The organism is Bacillus sp. FSL W8-0183, assembly GCF_038006825.1.
Classification (GTDB): domain Bacteria; phylum Bacillota; class Bacilli; order Bacillales; family Bacillaceae; genus Bacillus; species Bacillus altitudinis.
The window spans coordinates 108,108-125,818 of record NZ_JBBOVY010000001.1 but is presented as its reverse complement, the minus strand read 5'-3'; the positions used below and the strand labels follow the sequence as shown (position 1 = coordinate 125,818).

At 44.7% G+C, this 17,711-nt stretch carries 10 protein-coding genes, 9 tRNA genes, 3 rRNA genes and 1 other annotated feature (1 of these 23 only partly in view); all 22 genes read right to left on the bottom strand.

All coding sequences use genetic code 11. The annotated features are described in order from the left end of the window. Nucleotides 1-156, bottom strand: a binding site (T-box leader) (it extends 74 nt beyond the left edge of the window). The 22 genes from gltX to NSQ64_RS00560 all read right to left on the bottom strand — a co-directional run bounded on the left by gltX (nt 157) and on the right by NSQ64_RS00560 (nt 17,244). After that, the gene (gltX, locus tag NSQ64_RS00665; protein ID WP_007496275.1) at nt 157-1,608 is read right to left on the bottom strand and encodes a glutamate--tRNA ligase; all 1,452 of its coding nucleotides are present in this window, start codon (nt 1,606-1,608) and stop codon (nt 157-159) included. A 94-nt stretch (nt 1,609-1,702) separates the two neighbouring features. Further along, the gene (gene ispF, locus NSQ64_RS00660) at nt 1,703-2,179 is read right to left on the bottom strand and encodes a 2-C-methyl-D-erythritol 2,4-cyclodiphosphate synthase (RefSeq protein WP_007496273.1); all 477 of its coding nucleotides are present in this window, start codon (nt 2,177-2,179) and stop codon (nt 1,703-1,705) included. A gap of 3 nt (nt 2,180-2,182) precedes the next feature. Next, the gene (ispD, locus tag NSQ64_RS00655; protein WP_008345432.1) at nt 2,183-2,872 is read right to left on the bottom strand and encodes a 2-C-methyl-D-erythritol 4-phosphate cytidylyltransferase; all 690 of its coding nucleotides are present in this window, start codon (nt 2,870-2,872) and stop codon (nt 2,183-2,185) included. A gap of 13 nt (nt 2,873-2,885) precedes the next feature. Beyond that, on the bottom strand, nt 2,886-3,986 hold the full coding sequence (locus NSQ64_RS00650; protein ID WP_047946821.1) for a PIN/TRAM domain-containing protein: 1,101 nt from the start codon (nt 3,984-3,986) through the stop codon (nt 2,886-2,888). Between the two features lie 153 nt (nt 3,987-4,139). Next, a complete protein-coding gene (disA, locus tag NSQ64_RS00645) occupies nt 4,140-5,219 on the bottom strand; it encodes a DNA integrity scanning diadenylate cyclase DisA (RefSeq protein WP_007496267.1) in 1,080 nt (359 codons plus the stop codon). Nucleotides 5,220-5,221: 2 nt separating this feature from the next. After that, nucleotides 5,222-6,601, bottom strand: coding sequence for a DNA repair protein RadA (gene radA, locus NSQ64_RS00640; RefSeq protein ID WP_017359160.1), 1,380 nt, complete (start codon nt 6,599-6,601; stop codon nt 5,222-5,224). Between the two features lie 93 nt (nt 6,602-6,694). Next, nucleotides 6,695-9,130 (bottom strand): ATP-dependent protease ATP-binding subunit ClpC, encoded by a 2,436-nt coding sequence (gene clpC / locus NSQ64_RS00635; protein WP_058337230.1) that lies wholly within the window; start codon nt 9,128-9,130, stop codon nt 6,695-6,697. Continuing rightward, on the bottom strand, nt 9,127-10,218 hold the full coding sequence (locus tag NSQ64_RS00630) for a protein arginine kinase (RefSeq protein ID WP_065459669.1): 1,092 nt from the start codon (nt 10,216-10,218) through the stop codon (nt 9,127-9,129). Before NSQ64_RS00630 ends, clpC begins: the two co-directional genes overlap by 4 nt. A gap of 4 nt (nt 10,219-10,222) precedes the next feature. Next, a complete protein-coding gene (locus NSQ64_RS00625; RefSeq protein ID WP_007496258.1) occupies nt 10,223-10,780 on the bottom strand; it encodes a UvrB/UvrC motif-containing protein in 558 nt (185 codons plus the stop codon). Between the two features lie 14 nt (nt 10,781-10,794). Continuing rightward, nucleotides 10,795-11,259 (bottom strand): CtsR family transcriptional regulator, encoded by a 465-nt coding sequence (locus NSQ64_RS00620; RefSeq protein WP_003217184.1) that lies wholly within the window; start codon nt 11,257-11,259, stop codon nt 10,795-10,797. 177 nt (nt 11,260-11,436) lie between these two features. Beyond that, nucleotides 11,437-11,552: ribosomal RNA gene (rrf, locus tag NSQ64_RS00615) — 5S ribosomal RNA — on the bottom strand. A gap of 61 nt (nt 11,553-11,613) precedes the next feature. After that, nucleotides 11,614-14,544, bottom strand: a 23S ribosomal RNA gene (locus tag NSQ64_RS00610). Nucleotides 14,545-14,725: 181 nt separating this feature from the next. Then, a 16S ribosomal RNA gene (locus tag NSQ64_RS00605) occupies nt 14,726-16,274 on the bottom strand. The 16S, 23S and 5S rRNA genes sit together here with 9 tRNA genes alongside, the layout of an rRNA operon. A 126-nt stretch (nt 16,275-16,400) precedes the next feature. Then, nucleotides 16,401-16,476, bottom strand: a tRNA-Ala gene (locus tag NSQ64_RS00600). 8 nt (nt 16,477-16,484) lie between these two features. Further along, nucleotides 16,485-16,561, bottom strand: a tRNA-Pro gene (locus tag NSQ64_RS00595). A gap of 7 nt (nt 16,562-16,568) precedes the next feature. Further along, nucleotides 16,569-16,645: transfer RNA gene (locus NSQ64_RS00590), tRNA-Arg, on the bottom strand. An 11-nt stretch (nt 16,646-16,656) separates the two neighbouring features. Continuing rightward, nucleotides 16,657-16,742 (bottom strand) — tRNA-Leu (locus NSQ64_RS00585). A 12-nt stretch (nt 16,743-16,754) separates the two neighbouring features. Next, nucleotides 16,755-16,826: transfer RNA gene (locus NSQ64_RS00580), tRNA-Gly, on the bottom strand. 30 nt (nt 16,827-16,856) lie between these two features. Further along, nucleotides 16,857-16,939: transfer RNA gene (locus NSQ64_RS00575), tRNA-Leu, on the bottom strand. 7 nt (nt 16,940-16,946) lie between these two features. Next, nucleotides 16,947-17,022: transfer RNA gene (locus tag NSQ64_RS00570), tRNA-Lys, on the bottom strand. 37 nt (nt 17,023-17,059) lie between these two features. Next, nucleotides 17,060-17,135 (bottom strand) — tRNA-Thr (locus NSQ64_RS00565). A 33-nt stretch (nt 17,136-17,168) separates the two neighbouring features. Further along, nucleotides 17,169-17,244, bottom strand: a tRNA-Val gene (locus tag NSQ64_RS00560). Nucleotides 17,245-17,711 lie beyond the last annotated feature (467 nt).

Below are 17,711 nucleotides of genomic sequence, written 5' to 3'. Positions count from 1 at the left end.
CATAACGGAGGGTACCGCCCTTGCATACTAACATACGTGTTCCTCAAGGGTCTTGAGGGTGCATTTCCAACGTCTGCCCATAAGTCTCTTTCAGCCGGTGAAGACTCTTTCTGTGATGGACGATAACATTGTACTTCTCCCTCGCAACGATTTTCCTTATATTTGTTTAATGCGGTTTAATACCGTCTCTTTACCTAGTAGTTCAATACTTTGCGGAAGCTCTGGGCCATGCGTTTGTCCAGTGACAGCCACACGAATTGGCATGAATAGTTTCTTACCTTTATGCCCTGTTTCTTTTTGTACCGCTTTAATGGCAGCTTTGATTTCATCTGGTGTGAAAGACTCAAGACGTTCAAGCTGACCTGCAAACGAAGCCATCACTTCTGGTACTTGCTCTTCTGCAAGAACTTCCTTTGCCTCTTGATTATACTCAATTTGTTCCTTAAAGAACAACTCTGTTAACTCAACAATTTCTGCTCCGTAGCTCAATTGCTCGTGGTATAGAGAAATGAGTTTGCGCACCCACGTGTTTTCTTCTTCTGTCAGCTGCTCGCTTACCTTGCCTGCCTTTTGAAGATGTGGAAGTGTAAGTGCCACAACTTGATCAAGATCAAGTGCTTTCACGTATTGGTTATTCACCCATTTTAGTTTATGCATATCGAAGAGAGCTGGTGACTTAGAAAGTCGATTGACATCGAAAATATCGATGAACTGCTCTTTTGTAAATAGTTCCTCTTCACCAACTGGAGACCATCCAAGCAGTGCAATGAAGTTAAACAAAGCTTCTGGTAAATAGCCCAAGTTCTTATACTGTTCGATGAACTGGATAATTGATTCATCACGCTTGCTTAATTTCTTGCGGTTCTCGTTTACAATCAGCGTCATATGTCCGAACAGCGGAACATCCCAGCCAAATGCATTGAAGACCATAATTTGTTTAGGTGTATTCGAGATGTGATCCTCACCGCGAAGAATGTGAGTCATTTTCATCAAATGATCATCCACCGCTACAGCGAAGTTATACGTTGGCGTACCATCTTTCTTCACAATAACAAAGTCACCGATGCCGTCTGTTTCAAATGAAATCTCGCCTTTGACCATATCGTCAAATTTGATGATTTCTCCTTTAGGCACTCGGAAGCGGATGCTTGGCTCTCTTCCTTCAGCAATCAGCTTGTCCTCTTCTTCTTTTGATAAATGACTGCATTTACCAGAATATCGAGGCATTTCACTGCGGGCAATTTGTGCTTCACGCTCTTCTTCTAATTCTTCAGCCGTACAATAGCACTTATATGCCAAATCTTTCTCTAGCAGCTCGTCATAATATTTTTTGTAAATATCATTACGCTCTGATTGTCTGTAAGGACCGTAGCCGCCATCTTTATCAATGCTCTCGTCCCAATCAATCCCGAGCCATTGCAGGTGGCGAAGCTGGCTTTCTTCTCCGCCTTCTACATTACGCTTTTGATCCGTATCCTCGATTCGAATAATAAATTTGCCGCCTTGGCTGCGTGCGAACAAATAGTTGAAAAGAGCCGTTCTAGCATTCCCAATATGTAAATGACCAGTTGGACTCGGTGCATAACGAACACGCACTTCATTTCCCATTAGTTTAACTTCCTTTCATCTGCATCATGTTGTCTGACACCAATTTTTTATAAACGTATTTTATCATCAAAACCCATTCTCATCAAAACGGATTTTACTTTTTCTGAAGAAGTACGGTTGCTTGAGAGGCAATTCCTTCGCCTCTTCCTGTAAATCCAAGTTTCTCTGTCGTTGTTGCTTTGACATTCACCTGTGTGACATCTGCCTCAAGAGCTTCTGCGATTTTCTCACACATTGGCTGAATGTATGGTGCCATCTTTGGTTTTTGCGCCATGATCGTGCAATCGATATTCACCAGTGTATAGCCTTTTTCTTTTACAAGTGCCCACACGTGCTGAAGTAATTTAAAAGAGTCTGCATCTTTAAACTCCGGATCCGTGTCTGGGAAATGTCTGCCGATATCTCCTTCTGCAATCGCACCTAGGCAGGCATCCGCCACAGTATGAAGCAGTACATCCGCATCTGAATGCCCAAGTAGACCCTTTTCATAAGGGATCGTCACACCGCCAATAATAAGAGGTCTTCCCTCTGTTAATTGATGCACATCAAAACCTTGTCCTATTCTAAACATGTTCTAGTACCCTCTTTCCGCATCCATAATTGCCTTAGCAACCAATAAATCATCCGGTGTTGTCAGTTTAATATTGGTATAGTCTCCTTGGACAATATACACACTCTCACCGTGTAATTGTTCCACAAGACTGGCGTCATCTGTTCCAAGAAAGCCTGTCCGCTCCGCATGTTCATGCGCTTCTTTTAAAATAGAATGACGAAAAGCTTGTGGGGTCTGGACTGCCCACAAGCTCTGACGTTCAATGGTTTGTTCCACTTTGCCTTCTTGAACGCGTTTGATTGTGTCTTTCACTGGTACCGCTACGACTGCGGAGCCTTTTTCAATCGCTGCTTTAACGAGCAAGTCAATCTGTGTATGCTTAATAAAAGGCCTTGCGCCATCATGAACAAGCACGATGTCCGCATCTTGCACAGCCTTCAATCCTTCGTATACACTTTGCTGCCGTTCTTCACCGCCAGTGACAAGTGAAACAGGCGTTTGAAAAGCGTGTACCTTCAGTAGCCTTTCAAAGTCACGACGCTCTTCTTCATTGATCGCTAAGATCATGCGTCTGCATTGTGAATGAGCGTCAAACACCTTCAGTGTGTGGATGATGACCGGCATTCTTTTCAATTCAATAAAAAGTTTATTGCGGCCGGCCTTCATTCGCTTCCCCTGCCCCGCAGCCGGAATAACTACTTCATAATACATGTTCGTTCTCCCTTTAGAGCGCCTTCTCCAGAAGTTTTGGCTTCGCAAAAATCATTCTTCCAGCAGCAGTTTGCAGCACACTCGTGACGAGCACATCAATGTCTTTTCCAATATAATTGCGTCCTTCTTCGACCACAATCATCGTACCGTCATCTAAGTAAGCAACACCTTGGTTATGCTCTTTCCCATCTTTAATGACCTGTACCTTCATTTCTTCCCCAGGCAGCACAACCGGTTTGACTGCATTGGCTAGATCATTGATGTTTAACACTGCTACTTTTTGAAGTTCGCATACTTTATTTAAATTAAAATCATTTGTCACAACAACACCTGAAGTTAACTTAGCGAGTTTCACAAGCTTGCTGTCAACCTCTTGAATATCTTCAAAGTCACCTTCGTAAATTTCAACTTTAATATCCAGTTCTTTTTGGATACGATTTAAAATATCAAGACCTCTTCGGCCTCTATTTCTCTTTAATACATCAGAAGAGTCTGCAATATGCTGTAATTCCTCGAGTACAAATTGAGGAATGACCATCACACCTTCTAGGAATCCAGTTTGACAAATATCTGCGATTCTTCCATCAATGATAACACTTGTGTCTAAAATTTTCAGCTTTTTATCTTCTATTTCAGGTTCATCATCAGCTGCTCCTTTTTTCTTTGTGACCTTTGCAGATCGAGAGAACAGCCCCATCATTTCATCCTTCTTCTTAAACCCTACCTGAAATCCAAGGTATCCTAAAAAGAAAGCCAGGAAAATCGGAATAATGGTACCAAAAATATGATATGGGATATTGTTTAGCGGGATCACGTTTACAATAAGATATGCTAGAATAAGTCCAAATACTAAACCGAAACTTCCAGATATAAGATCAGGAAGAGGCGCCTTCAATAGAGAATCCTCGATCCATTTCACCCAATTAACCACATAGCCTGTGCACCATTTACCAATGATAAAGAACACAGCGGCTCCTATTAGTGCTGAAGAGTAAGCATTTGTTATGAAAGGTATGTCCTTCAAATTTAACAGCAGAAATAACTCTGGAATGATAAAAATCCCTACAACTGCACCGAAAATGATAAAAAACGCCTGAACGATTCTTTTTAACATACCTTCACCTCCTTTATTTTTCATCTGTCAATCCACCTTCATCTGACATTGATATATGCTTAAGTTTCCTATCATCATGAACAGAAAACAAAACCATCATTAATATACCCATATTCATCCATTTTTAACCGTATTTAAGAAAAATTTCTCTTTTTATAGCTGACGGTCGATATAATGTTTTTCTTGCAGTCTTTTTAATCCTTTTTTTATCTTTTTCGCTCTTACTTCTCCAATTCCTTCTACTTCATCCAAATCTTGTACATCTGCTTCCATAATTCGATCTAGCACACCAAATGCTTCGACCACGTTTTCAACGATTGGCATAGGCAGTCTAGGGATTTTATGAAGTAATCTGTATCCTCTAGTGTACACATATTCGTCAATATTTGTAGATGCTGGATAGCCAAGTAACTTGTACAAAATTGAGTCATCTAAAAGTTCAAAGCTCGACATATCTTGGAGCTGTTTCAGCAGCACATATGGATCTTTGATCTTTTCTTTCACGTAATCTTTAATAAATAACGCCGCTTCCTGCTCCATATCTGTAATCAGCTCATTGACTTGCAGACGGATCAAGTGTCCTTCTGTCCCAAGCTCTTTGATATACATATTGATTTCATTTTTGATTCTAAGTACCATTTCATAACGATGTAGCACGGATAATACATCACCAAAGGTCACAAGCTCTTCAAATTCTAAGGCGCTTAACGCAGAAATGGCGTGGTCTAAAATGGTTTTATATTTCTCAAGTGTTTGTATCGCTTGGTTGGCCTTCGTCAAAATAAAACCAATATCTTTCAACGTATATCGTCGGTTCCCTTGGTATAAGGTAATGACGTTCCGACGTTCAGAAATGGCAATGATTAAGCAACCTGTCTGCTTTGCTACACGTTCAGCCGTTCGGTGTCTCATGCCTGTTTCTGATGAATGAATGGTTGCATCCGGCATGAGCTGTGTATTCGCATACAAGATTTTTTGACCAGAGTCACTTAAAATAATCGCCCCATCCATTTTCGCCAATTCATATAAATGTGCTGGGGAGAAAGCAGAATTAATATGAAATCCTCCATCTACCACACTTTTCACTTTATCGTTATAACCAACAACAATGAGCCCTCCAGTATTGGCTCTTAGGACGTTTTCAATCCCTGCCCGCAGGGGTGTCCCCGGTGCCACAAACTGGACAATATCTAAGAGATCGACTTCTCTCGCTCCTTTTTTCTCTTTTTCCATTTCTATGATCCCCCTAGTGAAATACGAAGTGCCTCTGCTACATTTTCTACACCGACTAACTCAATCCCTCTCGGTTTTTTCCATCCATCTATATTCGCCTGAGGAATAAACATTCGTTTAAATCCTAGTTTAGCAGCTTCCTGCACACGCTGTTCAATTCTTGATACTCTTCTGACTTCTCCCGTCAGACCCACTTCTCCTATAAAGCAATCTGCTTGATGCGGCGCTGCATCTTTAAAGCTTGATGCAATACTGACGGCAATAGCCAAGTCAATCGCTGGTTCATCAAGTTTCACACCACCTGCGACCTTTAAATAGGCATCTTGGTTTTGCAGTAGCAGCCCTACCCGTTTTTCTAAAACGGCCATAAGCAATGACACTCGGTTATGATCAAGGCCAGTAGCCATTCTCCGTGGATTCCCAAAGCTCGTCGGTGAAATAAGTGCTTGTATCTCCACTAGAACAGGTCTTGTTCCTTCCATTGAGGCAACAACACACGATCCAGATACACCTGCTGACCGCTCTTCTAAGAAGATTTCTGATGGGTTTAATACCTCTGTGAGCCCTTCCTCTCTCATTTCAAAAATTCCTAATTCATTCGTTGAACCAAAACGGTTTTTCACTGCCCGTAAAATACGAAACGTATGATGGCGCTCCCCTTCAAAATAAAGAACTGTATCTACCATATGCTCTAAAAGGCGCGGCCCAGCAATCGAGCCCTCCTTCGTCACGTGACCAACGATAAAAATAGGAATACCATTCGTCTTGGCAATTTTCATCAGCTGGGCAGTGCATTCCCTCACCTGAGAAACAGATCCAGGAGCTGACGTGATATCGCTTTGATAAACGGTTTGAATTGAATCGACCACAACAAAAGCGGGTTTCATCTCTTGTATAGCAGACGTTATATACTCCATATCGGTTTCAGCCAAAACATGTAAAGAGGCACTTTCAATACCGAGACGGTCCGCCCTAAGCTTCGTTTGTTTGATTGATTCCTCACCAGATATGTATAACACATTCTGATTTTGATCTGATAGCTGTGCTGAAACTTGTAATAATAGTGTGGACTTCCCAATCCCAGGATCACCGCCAATAAGAACGAGTGAACCTTTGACAATTCCACTTCCTAATACTCGGTTAAATTCTTCTAAATTCGTTTTAATTCGGGGTTCTTCGGATGTTTCAATTGCAGATATAGGTGAAGGTTTTTGAATGGTTTGAACAGAATGATTAAACGCACTTCGACGATTTGCCGGCTCTTTACGAACGACCTCTTCTGTCATACTGTTCCAAGTGCCGCAGCCGGGACATTTCCCCATCCATTTGGCTGACTCATAACCGCACGATTGGCATATAAATTTTGATTTTGACTTAGCCATAGATTGAAGAATACAACTCCTTATACTGGTCAGAAAATAAGTAAAGGGAGGCATCCAACTTTCTGGTATGCCTCACACTTTTTTCTTACTATATTAGTTCGTAGCAGCCGTTGCTTTTACGACAATTTCTCCATCTTCTACATCTAATACGATATGTTGGCCCTTTTCAATATTGCCTTTCAGCAATTCCTCAGAAAGTCGATCCTCGACGTGCTTTTGAATCGCTCTTCTTAACGGACGAGCACCATACTCAAGATCTACACCTTCGTCGGCAATCTTGGCTTTTGCTGCTTCCGTCAATTCAATTGAAAGGTCCTGCTCTTTTAGTCGTTTTGTCAATTGATCAGACATGAGAGACACAATCTCTTTTAGATGTTTCTTTTCGAGTGAGTGGAAGACAATGATTTCATCAATACGGTTGATGAACTCTGGTCTAAACGCACGTTTCAGCTCACCCATTACTTTGCCTTTCATATCTTTGTAATTTTGACTTTCATCCTGCACGTTAAAGCCAACATATTTATTGCGCTTCAGCTCACTAGCTCCAACGTTTGAAGTCATAATCAAAATCGTATTTCTAAAGTCAACAGTACGACCTTTAGAATCAGTGAGACGACCATCTTCTAACACTTGAAGTAAGATGTTAAACACATCAGGGTGCGCCTTTTCAATCTCATCTAGAAGCACGACAGAATACGGCTTTCTTCTCACTTTTTCAGTCAGCTGACCGCCCTCATCATAGCCCACATAGCCTGGAGGTGATCCAACAAGTCTTGAAGTCGAGTGTTTTTCCATGTACTCAGACATATCAATACGAATCATCGCTTCTTCATCACCGAAGATAGACTCAGCGAGTGCTCTTGCAAGCTCAGTCTTACCAACACCTGTTGGCCCTAAGAAAATAAAGGAGCCAATCGGACGTTTCGGATCTTTTAGTCCAGCACGGGCACGTCTTACAGCTTTTGCAACAGCAACAACTGCTTCATCCTGTCCAATGACGCGAGAGTGGAGCAATTGTTCCATGTTTAGAAGCTTATCTGTTTCTGTTTGAGCAATTTTTGAAACAGGTACTCCCGTCCAGCTAGAAACAACCATTGCGATATCATCCACAGAAACCTCTGAATTCTCTTGTCCCTGCTTTTCTTTCCAAGATTTCTTCGTCACTTCTACCTTTTCACGCAAACGTTGCTCCGTATCACGAAGAGAAGCGGCTTTTTCAAATTCTTGACTTTGAACAGCTGCATCCTTTTCCTTGCGTACTTCATCCAGCTTTTGCTCAAGTTCCTTTAGATTAGGCGGTGTTGTGAAAGAACGTAAGCGAACTTTTGAACCCGCCTCATCAATTAAGTCGATCGCCTTATCTGGAAGGAAACGATCGGAGATATAACGATCAGAAAGCTTTACCGCCGCCTCAATGGCTTCATCTGTAATAGACACACGGTGATGTGCTTCATAACGGTCTCTAAGCCCTCTTAAAATTTGAATACTTTCATCAACAGATGGCTGGTCCACTTGAATTGGCTGGAATCGACGTTCAAGTGCAGCATCTTTTTCAATATATTTACGGTACTCATCTAACGTTGTTGCCCCGATACATTGAAGCTCACCACGTGCTAAAGATGGTTTTAGAATATTAGAGGCATCAATCGCACCCTCTGCTCCACCTGCACCAATCAGTGTATGAAGTTCATCAATGAAGAGAATGATATTTCCAGCCTGACGGATTTCGTCCATGACTTTTTTCAAACGATCCTCGAATTCACCACGATATTTCGTTCCCGCTACAACGGTTCCCATATCAAGTGTCATGACTCGTTTATCACGCAGAATTTCAGGCACTTCGTTGTGAATAATTTGCTGTGCGAGGCCTTCTGCGATCGCTGTTTTACCAACACCAGGCTCCCCAATCAAGACAGGGTTATTCTTTGTTCTTCTACTTAGGACCTCAATGACACGCTGAATTTCTTTGCTGCGGCCAATCACAGGGTCCAAGCTGTCCTCTTTCGCAATAGCCGTTAAGTCTCTTGCCAAGCTATCTAAAGTTGGTGTATTGGCATTGCTATTAGATCCTGACGCAGATGCACCCGTTTCATTGCTGCCTAGAAGCTGCAATACTTGCTGGCGTGCTTTATTTAAGCTCACTCCGAGGTTATTTAAGACACGGGCAGCTACACCCTCTCCCTCACGAATAAGACCTAAAAGAATATGTTCTGTCCCTACATAGGAATGACCAAGCTTTCTCGCTTCATCCATAGAAAGCTCCGTAACCTTCTTCGCTCTAGGTGTGTAATGAGGAATAGCTTGAGACACCTCTTGCCCTCTTCCAATCAAGCTCTCGACTTCTTTTTGGATTTTATCTGAAACAAGGCCCAGTGCTTCTAATGCTTTTGCGGCGATGCCCTCACCTTCACGTACAAGACCAAGTAAAATATGCTCTGTTCCGATGTTCTTATGGCCTAGGCGAATGGCTTCTTCTTGTGCAAGTGCTAATACCTTTTGAGCTCTTTCAGTGAATCTTCCAAACATCATATCGTTTCATCCTCCTGTCCATTCCTATGCATTTCTAAGCGCAGCCTTTCTCTGATAATTGCTGCTCGTTTTATATCTCTTTCATTTGGTTCCAAGGCTCCTCCTGAATATTGCTGAAGGAAGCCAGGCTGTGTCAAAATCATGAGTTCATTCAGTATATTACTTGAAAGCCCCTTAATGATACCTAAATCAATTCCAAGTCGCACATCTGACAAACACTTAGCCGTTTCCTTAGATTCAATCATGCGACAATTAGCCAAAATCCCCAAGGAACGGTACACTCTGTCTTCAAGTTCAATTTTAGACGTCTGATATAATGCCTTACGTGCAGATCGCTCTTGTTCAATGAGCTGCGCCGTCACACTATTCAAGTCATCTACAATATCTTCTTCTGATTGACCCAGTGTCATTTGATTTGAAATTTGAAAGATGTTTCCTATTGCTTCGCTACCCTCACCATAAATTCCTCTGACCACAAGACCTAATTGATTAATTGCAGGAATAATGCGATTCATTTGTCTTGTCAGGGCTAATGCTGGTAAGTGCATCATGACTGAAGCCCTAATACCTGTACCTACATTGGTCGGACAGCTCGTTAAGTATCCTCGCTTTTCTGAAAACGCATAATCCACTTGCTCTTCAATCCAGTCATCTATTTGGTTAGCTGCTTTTAGTGCATTAGCCAGCTGAAATCCTGGGAACAAGCATTGAATACGAATATGGTCTTCCTCATTCAGCATGACACTGATTTCTTCATTTTCTGAAAGCAAACAGCCGCCAAATCTTGATTCTGCTAAATTGGGGCTAATCAAATGCTTTTCAACAAGTACCCTTTTAGCCAAAGGCTGCGTTTCATTCATTCGAATCAGAACAAAGTTTCCAATTTCCTTCACTTCCTGGCTCGCAAACTTTTGCTCGAATTGCTGAAGAACAGCTTCAGCCTCCTCTTGAGAAAACTGAGTTGGGAAACGAACATGCTCTAGATTGCGTGCCAGCCGAATACGACTGCTTAGAACAATGTCACTTTCTGGTCCTTTCTGTTTCATCCATTGACTTAATGCGTCTTGAATAAAATGCTGGAGCGACATGTCGTTAATCTCCCTCCCTCTGCTGAGATTGCTCATGCTCTAATGCACGAATTTGATCTCGAACTTCCGCTGCTTTTTCAAACTCTTCCTGTTCAATCAGCTGCTTCAGTTCTTGCTGCATTAACTCAAGTTTCCGGCGAACATGCAGACTGCCGGCAATCCGTTTAGGGACTTTTCCATTATGGACTGTATTTCCACTATGGACTTTCCTTAAAACAGGATTTAAATACTGATCAAAGGTTCGATAACATTCTGCACAGCCAAAACGGCCTGTTTTCCTGAATTGCTGAAAAGTTAAGCCACACTTAGGACATTGATCCACTTCTCTTGCCTCTTGAAAAATAGATGATCCTTTATTCGCACTTGTGGTAAAGCTAGGATCAATATTCAATAAGCCTGATAATAAGTTGTGAATCGAGAAACCTTGGTTTCCACTCATAGCATATGAATCACTGTTTTCTTTTGCACATTGTTCACATATGTGCATTTCTTGTTTTTCTCCATTTATTACTTTCGTAAAGTGAAAAGTGGCTGGTCTCTCATTGCATTCTTGACAAATCAATCTTTTCACCCGCTTTACTTTAATTTCAAAGCATTTAACATCGCTTTCATCATCCGAGCCCGCAGTTCATCTCGTTCAGGTAAATCAATGTGTAAAACAGAACGGTCCATGACACTAATCATCATCTTTGCTTCTCTTTCGGATAAAATGTTGTTCTCAACAAGACGCATAATGATATGATCAGATGCAGCCTGTGATAAACGATGATATATTTGGGAAATAATGTTGTTCAATAAATCGACTTCATCATTCATTTTGACTTTAATGATACGGATATAGCCACCGCCGCCACGCTTACTTTCGACGATATAACCTCTTTCGCTCGTAAAGCGTGTATTGATAACATAGTTAATTTGTGAAGGTACGCATTGAAACTTATCTGCAATTTCATTGCGTTTAATTTCTAATATTTCTCGACCATTCTGATCCAAGACTTCCTTCAAATACTGCTCGATGATATCAGAAATATTTTGTGCCACTCCGCCTCCTCCTCCATTGACTTTGACTATATTTGACTTTAATCTTACTATAAATTTTTTCGATCGATTTTTCAAGATAATCGCTCAACTAACAATATTATTTCCACATTTATCTGGTGCCAAACGTCCCAAAAACACAAAAAAGACCAGTTCCGACTGGAACTGATCCTTTGAAAAGCTTGGCGGCGTCCTACTCTCACAGGGGGAAACCCCCAACTACCATCGGCGCTGAAGAGCTTAACTTCCGTGTTCGGTATGGGAACGGGTGTGACCTCTTCGCTATCGCCACCAAACCTGATGGAGAGAATGTTCTCTCAAAACTAGATAACAATGTTCATTTTTCACATTAGAATATAGGTTAAGTCCTCGATCTATTAGTATCTGTCAGCTCCACGTGTCACCACGCTTCCACCTCAGACCTATCAACCTGATCATCTTTCAGGGATCTTACTTCCTTGCGGAATGGGAAATCTCATCTTGAGGGGGGCTTCATGCTTAGATGCTTTCAGCACTTATCCCGTCCGCACATAGCTACCCAGCGATGCCCTTGGCAGAACAACTGGTACACCAGCGGTGCGTCCATCCCGGTCCTCTCGTACTAAGGACAGCTCCTCTCAAATTTCCTGCGCCCGCGACGGATAGGGACCGAACTGTCTCACGACGTTCTGAACCCAGCTCGCGTACCGCTTTAATGGGCGAACAGCCCAACCCTTGGGACCGACTACAGCCCCAGGATGCGATGAGCCGACATCGAGGTGCCAAACCTCCCCGTCGATGTGGACTCTTGGGGGAGATAAGCCTGTTATCCCCGGGGTAGCTTTTATCCGTTGAGCGATGGCCCTTCCATGCGGAACCACCGGATCACTAAGCCCGACTTTCGTCCCTGCTCGACTTGTAGGTCTCGCAGTCAAGCTCCCTTGTGCCTTTACACTCTGCGAATGATTTCCAACCATTCTGAGGGAACCTTTGGGCGCCTCCGTTACATTTTAGGAGGCGACCGCCCCAGTCAAACTGCCCACCTGACACTGTCTCCCTGCCCGATAAGGGCAGCGGGTTAGAAGGTCAATACAGCCAGGGTAGTATCCCACCGATGCCTCCACCGAAGCTAGCGCTCCGGTTTCCAAGGCTCCTACCTATCCTGTACAAGCTGTACCAACATTCAATATCAGGCTGCAGTAAAGCTCCACGGGGTCTTTCCGTCCTGTCGCGGGTAACCTGCATCTTCACAGGTACTATAATTTCACCGAGTCTCTCGTTGAGACAGTGCCCAGATCGTTGCGCCTTTCGTGCGGGTCGGAACTTACCCGACAAGGAATTTCGCTACCTTAGGACCGTTATAGTTACGGCCGCCGTTTACTGGGGCTTCAATTCGCACCTTCGCTTACGCTAAGCGCTCCTCTTAACCTTCCAGCACCGGGCAGGCGTCAGCCCCTATACTTCGCCTTACGGCTTCGCAGAGACCTGTGTTTTTGCTAAACAGTCGCCTGGGCCTATTCACTGCGGCTTCTCGGGGCTTTAACACCCTAAGAAGCACCCCTTCTCCCGAAGTTACGGGGTCATTTTGCCGAGTTCCTTAACGAGAGTTCTCTCGATCACCTTAGGATTCTCTCCTCGCCTACCTGTGTCGGTTTGCGGTACGGGCACCTCTCACCTCGCTAGAGGCTTTTCTTGGCAGTGTGGAATCAGGAACTTCGCTACTAAATTTCGCTCGCCATCACAGCTCAGCCTTCACGGGAAACGGATTTGCCTATTTCCCAGCCTAACTGCTTGGACGCGGATATCCAATACCGCGCTTACCCTATCCTCCTGCGTCCCCCCATTGCTCAAATGGTGAGGAGGTGGTACAGGAATATCAACCTGTTGTCCATCGCCTACGCCTTTCGGCCTCGGCTTAGGTCCCGACTAACCCTGAGCGGACGAGCCTTCCTCAGGAAACCTTAGGCATTCGGTGGACGGGATTCTCACCCGTCTTTCGCTACTCATACCGGCATTCTCACTTCTAAGCGCTCCACCAGTCCTTCCGGTCTGACTTCACTGCACTTAGAACGCTCTCCTACCACTGTTCGTAAGAACAGTCCGCAGCTTCGGTGATACGTTTAGCCCCGGTACATTTTCGGCGCAGAGTCACTCGACCAGTGAGCTATTACGCACTCTTTAAATGGTGGCTGCTTCTAAGCCAACATCCTGGTTGTCTAAGCAACTCCACATCCTTTTCCACTTAACGTATACTTTGGGACCTTAGCTGGCGGTCTGGGCTGTTTCCCTTTCGACTACGGATCTTATCACTCGCAGTCTGACTCCCAAGGATAAGTCATCGGCATTCGGAGTTTGACTGAATTCGGTAACCCGGTAGGGGCCCCTAGTCCAATCAGTGCTCTACCTCCGAGACTCTTACCTTGAGGCTAGCCCTAAAGCTATTTCGGAGAGAACCAGCTATCTCCAGGTTCGATTGGCATTTCACCCCTACCCACACCTCATCCCCGCACTTTTCAACGTGCGTGGGTTCGGGCCTCCATTCAGTGTTACCTGAACTTCACCCTGGACATGGGTAGATCACCTGGTTTCGGGTCTACGACCACGTACTCATGCGCCCTATTCAGACTCGCTTTCGCTGCGGCTCCGCATCTTCTGCTTAACCTTGCACGGGATCGTAACTCGCCGGTTCATTCTACAAAAGGCACGCCATCACCCGTTAACGGGCTCTGACTACTTGTAGGCACACGGTTTCAGGATCTATTTCACTCCCCTTCCGGGGTGCTTTTCACCTTTCCCTCACGGTACTGGTTCACTATCGGTCACTAGGGAGTATTTAGCCTTGGGAGATGGTCCTCCCGGATTCCGACGGAATTTCACGTGTTCCGCCGTACTCAGGATCCACTCTGGAGAGAACAACATTTCAGTTACAGGGCTGTTACCTTCTTTGGCGGGCCTTTCCAGACCTCTTCGCTTATATCGTTCCTTTGTAACTCCGTATAGAGTGTCCTACAACCCCAAGAGGCAAGCCTCTTGGTTTGGGCTGTTCCCGTTTCGCTCGCCGCTACTCAGGGAATCGCATTTGCTTTCTCTTCCTCCGGGTACTTAGATGTTTCAGTTCCCCGGGTATGCCTTCTCATACTCTATGTATTCAAGTATGGATACTACTCCATTACGAGCAGTGGGTTTCCCCATTCGGAAATCTCCGGATCAAAGCTTGCTTACAGCTCCCCGAAGCATATCGGTGTTCGTCCCGTCCTTCATCGGCTCCTAGTGCCAAGGCATCCACCGTGCGCCCTTTCTAACTTAACCATTTCTTACTTTAGAAAGAATCACTATGTGTGATGAACTTTGCATTGCATTCAATGTGAATGTATTACTTATTGTTATCTAGTTTTCAAAGAACAATCCTGTCTCGCTAGAGACATGTTTGAAGGAATGATCCTTCAAAACTAAACAAGACGAAAACGCACACTGCTCCATATATCCTTAGAAAGGAGGTGATCCAGCCGCACCTTCCGATACGGCTACCTTGTTACGACTTCACCCCAATCATCTGCCCCACCTTCGGCGGCTGGCTCCATAAAGGTTACCTCACCGACTTCGGGTGTTGCAAACTCTCGTGGTGTGACGGGCGGTGTGTACAAGGCCCGGGAACGTATTCACCGCGGCATGCTGATCCGCGATTACTAGCGATTCCAGCTTCACGCAGTCGAGTTGCAGACTGCGATCCGAACTGAGAACAGATTTGTGGGATTGGCTAAACCTTGCGGTCTCGCAGCCCTTTGTTCTGTCCATTGTAGCACGTGTGTAGCCCAGGTCATAAGGGGCATGATGATTTGACGTCATCCCCACCTTCCTCCGGTTTGTCACCGGCAGTCACCTTAGAGTGCCCAACTGAATGCTGGCAACTAAGATCAAGGGTTGCGCTCGTTGCGGGACTTAACCCAACATCTCACGACACGAGCTGACGACAACCATGCACCACCTGTCACTCTGTCCCCGAAGGGAAAGCCCTATCTCTAGGGTTGTCAGAGGATGTCAAGACCTGGTAAGGTTCTTCGCGTTGCTTCGAATTAAACCACATGCTCCACCGCTTGTGCGGGCCCCCGTCAATTCCTTTGAGTTTCAGTCTTGCGACCGTACTCCCCAGGCGGAGTGCTTAATGCGTTAGCTGCAGCACTAAGGGGCGGAAACCCCCTAACACTTAGCACTCATCGTTTACGGCGTGGACTACCAGGGTATCTAATCCTGTTCGCTCCCCACGCTTTCGCTCCTCAGCGTCAGTTACAGACCAGAGAGTCGCCTTCGCCACTGGTGTTCCTCCACATCTCTACGCATTTCACCGCTACACGTGGAATTCCACTCTCCTCTTCTGCACTCAAGTTTCCCAGTTTCCAATGACCCTCCCCGGTTGAGCCGGGGGCTTTCACATCAGACTTAAGAAACCGCCTGCGAGCCCTTTACGCCCAATAATTCCGGACAACGCTTGCCACCTACGTATTACCGCGGCTGCTGGCACGTAGTTAGCCGTGGCTTTCTGGTTAGGTACCGTCAAGGTGCAAGCAGTTACTCTTGCACTTGTTCTTCCCTAACAACAGAGCTTTACGATCCGAAAACCTTCATCACTCACGCGGCGTTGCTCCGTCAGACTTTCGTCCATTGCGGAAGATTCCCTACTGCTGCCTCCCGTAGGAGTCTGGGCCGTGTCTCAGTCCCAGTGTGGCCGATCACCCTCTCAGGTCGGCTACGCATCGTCGCCTTGGTGAGCCGTTACCTCACCAACTAGCTAATGCGCCGCGGGTCCATCTGTAAGTGACAGCCGAAACCGTCTTTCATCCTTGAACCATGCGGTTCAAGGAACTATCCGGTATTAGCTCCGGTTTCCCGGAGTTATCCCAGTCTTACAGGCAGGTTACCCACGTGTTACTCACCCGTCCGCCGCTAACATCCGGGAGCAAGCTCCCTTCTGTCCGCTCGACTTGCATGTATTAGGCACGCCGCCAGCGTTCGTCCTGAGCCAGGATCAAACTCTCCGAAAAAGTACAAAACCGAAGTTTTGTTTTTCGTCAGTGTTTGACTGACTACCTATGATGTATCATAGAATTTTTTATAAAAACTCGAATTAACAGGTACGTTTTGTCTTGTTTAGTTTTCAAAGATCATATTGGTGGAGCCTAGCGGGATCGAACCGCTGACCTCCTGCGTGCAAGGCAGGCGCTCTCCCAGCTGAGCTAAGGCCCCATAAAAGATGGTCGGGAAGACAGGATTCGAACCTGCGACCCCTTGGTCCCAAACCAAGTGCTCTACCAAGCTGAGCTACTTCCCGATCTTAATGGCGCGCCCGAGAGGAGTCGAACCCCTAACCTTTTGATCCGTAGTCAAACGCTCTATCCAATTGAGCTACGGGCGCTTATTTTATAATGCCGAGGGCCGGACTTGAACCGGCACGGTAGTCACCTACCGCAGGATTTTAAGTCCTGTGTGTCTGCCAATTCCACCACCCCGGCGTGGATGGTATAAGCGGAAGACGGGATTCGAACCCGCGACCCCCACCTTGGCAAGGTGGTGTTCTACCACTGAACTACTTCCGCATTACAGGATTTCTTTATGTTGTTTGGCAATGCGGGTGAAGGGACTTGAACCCCCACGTCATAAAGACACTAGATCCTAAGTCTAGCGCGTCTGCCAATTCCGCCACACCCGCATGAAAATGGTGAGCCATGAAGGACTCGAACCTTCGACCCTCTGATTAAAAGTCAGATGCTCTACCAACTGAGCTAATGGCTCGCTTTTAAAGCGACTTGTCTATCTTACCATATGAAAGTGGTGCCGGCAAGAGGACTTGAACCCCCAACCTACTGATTACAAGTCAGTTGCTCTACCAGTTGAGCTACACCGGCTTTATCTATCCTAACATTATGTAAGAATAAATATGGTGGAGGATGACGGGCTCGAACCGCCGACCCTCTGCTTGTAAGGCAGATGCTCTCCCAGCTGAGCTAATCCTCCATATTATGTCGTTTCGAATGTCTCTCGATCTGACAAATAGTATTATATAACGATAAGATATTGTTTGTAAAGACTTTTTTAAAATAATTTTTGAATTTATTTTAAAGCTATTTTTTCACATCTTTTCGTTAAGGCACCTAAAGAAGTTTACCACTTGTCTCTTCATTTTAAAAGTCTTTTTTTCATTTTTTTATGTTTTTTTGTTAAAAAGGGCATTAATAGCGCTTTTTCAATGTAAAAACAGCTCTTTTAAAGCTGAAAAATGTTTGTTTCATTCCTTAAATCCTCAGATAGCGTGCATATAGAAACGAATTTTTTTATTATTTTATTTTTCCGAGAAACCATTTTGTATATTTGCTTTATATTAAATTGATCCTGGTCATTTTCCAAAAATTCGTCTCAATGTTCCCTTGCCTCATCAAACATTGTGGTGCTTAACTCAAATCTTCCTCCCCTCTCTCATTAGC

What these genes read in the sequence shown, in the direction of transcription:
- radA (WP_017359160.1), bottom strand. Translation starts at nt 6,601, where the DNA reads ATGGCTAAGTCAAAATCAAAATTTATATGCCAATCGTGCGGTTATGAG.
- clpC (WP_058337230.1), bottom strand. Translation starts at nt 9,130, where the DNA reads ATGATGTTTGGAAGATTCACTGAAAGAGCTCAAAAGGTATTAGCACTT.
- NSQ64_RS00650 (WP_047946821.1), bottom strand. Translation starts at nt 3,986, where the DNA reads ATGTTAAAAAGAATCGTTCAGGCGTTTTTTATCATTTTCGGTGCAGTT.
- ispD (WP_008345432.1), bottom strand. Translation starts at nt 2,872, where the DNA reads ATGTATTATGAAGTAGTTATTCCGGCTGCGGGGCAGGGGAAGCGAATG.
- gltX (WP_007496275.1), bottom strand. Translation starts at nt 1,608, where the DNA reads ATGGGAAATGAAGTGCGTGTTCGTTATGCACCGAGTCCAACTGGTCAT.
- ispF (WP_007496273.1), bottom strand. Translation starts at nt 2,179, where the DNA reads ATGTTTAGAATAGGACAAGGTTTTGATGTGCATCAATTAACAGAGGGA.
- disA (WP_007496267.1), bottom strand. Translation starts at nt 5,219, where the DNA reads ATGGAAAAAGAGAAAAAAGGAGCGAGAGAAGTCGATCTCTTAGATATT.
- NSQ64_RS00630 (WP_065459669.1), bottom strand. Translation starts at nt 10,218, where the DNA reads ATGTCGCTCCAGCATTTTATTCAAGACGCATTAAGTCAATGGATGAAA.